Here is a 2553-nt window from a genome sequence, read left to right as displayed (position 1 = left end):
CATCAGCACTTGGCACAAGAAGCCAAGAAGCTTCGGTCACTCCCGTTATTCCGAATATCTGCCGGGTAGAATCAAAGAGTACCTGGGCGTGCCGAACTTACTCGTTCGGCAGGAAAGACTGGCCTGGTGTAGACGTCAAGTTGATTTTGACACTTTTTGCTCGTTTGCCTTTTACACTTCTGCCGAAAACAATGATTTCCGGTTCCTCATCCGATGACTGTCGTCATCACTATGTATGATTTCGACGCGATGGAGTAAGCGGTCCAGTATCGCAGTCGTGATGCCCTGGTCCCCGATCAATTCGCCCCATTGATCGGGGCTTTTGTTCGAGGTCAGGATGATCGAGCTGCGCTCGTAAAGGTGGTTGACGAGATGGAAGAAGAGATTGGCTTCTCGTTGGTCCATGGCCATATACATCAGGTCATCGATGATGACCAGGTCCGAATCTCGCAACCTTTTTAACTGGATCTTCGACTTACTTGAGAACTCTTCACTTTTTAATAGTTGGACGAGTTCGCCCATCGTGACGAAGTATACCTTGAACCCGTGGTTGACCGCCTCGATTCCCAGCCCCACAGCCAAAAACGTCTTTCCGACGCCCGGAGGGCCCAAGAGGATCAGGTTGTACTGTTGCTCGAGCCAGTTGAGCTGTTTCAACTGCTTCAGCTGTCGGGCGGTTAGTGCGGTCTGTTCCTCTAAATTGAACTCCGAGAGGGATTTAATGAACGGGAATCGGGCCCACTTCATTCGTCTCTCCAAACTTTTAGCGTCTCGTTTGGCGCGTTCATGGTTCGTGATGGCACTTAGAAATTCGATATACGTCCAGGAGGGCATTTCGGCCTCTCTCAAAATCTGTGGGAGGGCGTCAGCCGTCTCGGCGAGACGAAGCTGCCGAAAGTCCTGTTGTAACTCGGAAACGCTTTGACTCATTTTACCGTCACCCCTTTCAGGATGTCGGTGTAGGCTTGGATCGGCCTCGTTGCGACCTGTATCCCGGATTTCTTCGGACGTTCGGTATCGGGTTTTGTATCACACCCATCGTCCGCGAGGGTCGCGAGATAGTGGACCACGTCTCGGAAATCGTTGGCGCTGAACAGCTTCTCTTGCGAACACTTTTCCAGTGCCTTCGTTAAGTGATTGGGATACATGGTCGCGACGTCCCTGACGATGTTGAACTGGTCGCGGCGGTAACGTGGATACCGCTTCGAGAGCTCAACCAGATAGTCAGAGGCAGACTCTCTGTCCTCGAAGTAGGCGAGGACCTGTTGCTTCAGTTCTTCGATTCCCTTGGAACGATCTCGCAGGTGGTCACGGTTTTGAATCAGTTTTCCGCTCTCTTGGCTGATCCGATGGTCTGCGATCACTTCTCCCTCGGGAGACTCGCGGATCAATAATCGCTCCTGATCGGTCACTTCGACGAATACCACCTTTTTCTTGACCGATGAGTAGGTCCCGATTGGGACGGTGTAACGGTTTGAGCGATAACGGATTGTGTTGTCCTTGCCGACGTTCCTTGCTATACTTTCCATATGGATGCTTTCGAAAGAAAGTAGCGAGGAGACCGGTTGTAAGTGTTGTTTTTCGACGGAGAACACTTCAGCTGGTCTTTTTTTCGTTGTCTGGTGGACATTATAATTTCCTGTCCTCTCCAGCCATCTCATGGAACGGTCGTTCCAATCCTCGATATGCCGGTACACTCTGCTGTCCGCAAAATTCCGTTTGATATACTTCACGACGTTCTCGATCATACCCTTCGACTCCGGGTCGGCCCTACGACATAAATAGATCCTGAACTTCCGTTCGTTCACATAGGCTTGAAACTCATTGGTCAATAGAACGTCACCTGCGTTCTCGTTGATTGCGATGAGGTGATCCTGGTCGTAGACGATTTCAGAAGGGCGCCCACCATAGAATTGAAACGCATTCTCGTGGCAGCGAATGGTGTCCTTGGTGGTGAACGGACGCTCTCTCCATTCCACATACTTCATTCGAGAGTGCGCAAGTACGAACGCGATGAAATAGAGCTTGATCGTTTTCCCATCTTTAGTCCGTTGTCTGGTCTCACCCCAGTCCACCTGTATCTGCTTGCCCATCGGTTGTTCAGGGATGGCCTCGTAATGGCGGACAATCCTTTTCTTTTCAATCTGATAGATTTCTCGGATTTCCTTCACGTATGTCCTCACCGTGCTCGATCCGACCGAGAGGTCGGGATATCTTTCAAGTAACCAGTCATGGACTTGTGCGCTGCTCAAATGCGGATACTCCTCCAACCATGCAATGATCCAGTCCCGATATATGTCGAGTTTCTTTTTTCGTGAACAGGCTTTTCCGTCAAATTCATGTAGGGCGTCTTCATATGTCATCTTCAGGTACTTATATACCGTCGGTCTTGATACCTTCAGCGCTGTGGCGATTTGAGCCACTTTTGTCAACAGCGGTTTAAAATTCCTTCTTAATAACGGATTAAAAATCCCTTTTTTACACGTTACTCTTGGAAACTATCGACACGGGTCGGCTGGATGCCGGCCCGTTTCTTTTCCCTCATCCGATATG

At 50.0% G+C, this 2553-nt stretch carries 2 protein-coding genes; both read right to left on the bottom strand.

Translation table 11 applies throughout. The features are described from left to right. Positions 1-171: 171 nt before the first annotated feature. The gene (gene istB, locus EVJ32_RS15810; RefSeq protein ID WP_131459123.1) at positions 172-930 is read right to left on the bottom strand and encodes an IS21-like element helper ATPase IstB; all 759 of its coding nucleotides are present in this window, start codon (positions 928-930) and stop codon (positions 172-174) included. Continuing rightward, complete coding sequence (gene istA, locus EVJ32_RS15805; protein WP_131459122.1) at positions 927-2435, bottom strand: IS21 family transposase; 1509 nt, start codon at positions 2433-2435, stop codon at positions 927-929. The genes istB and istA overlap by 4 nt, the downstream gene beginning before the upstream one ends. Between the last annotated feature and the right edge of the window lie 118 nt (positions 2436-2553).

This window comes from Exiguobacterium sp. SH5S4, assembly GCF_004337045.1.
Classification (GTDB): domain Bacteria; phylum Bacillota; class Bacilli; order Exiguobacteriales; family Exiguobacteriaceae; genus Exiguobacterium; species Exiguobacterium aurantiacum_A.
Note: the sequence above shows the minus strand (reverse complement) of the source record. Positions and strands in the feature narration are given on the sequence as shown.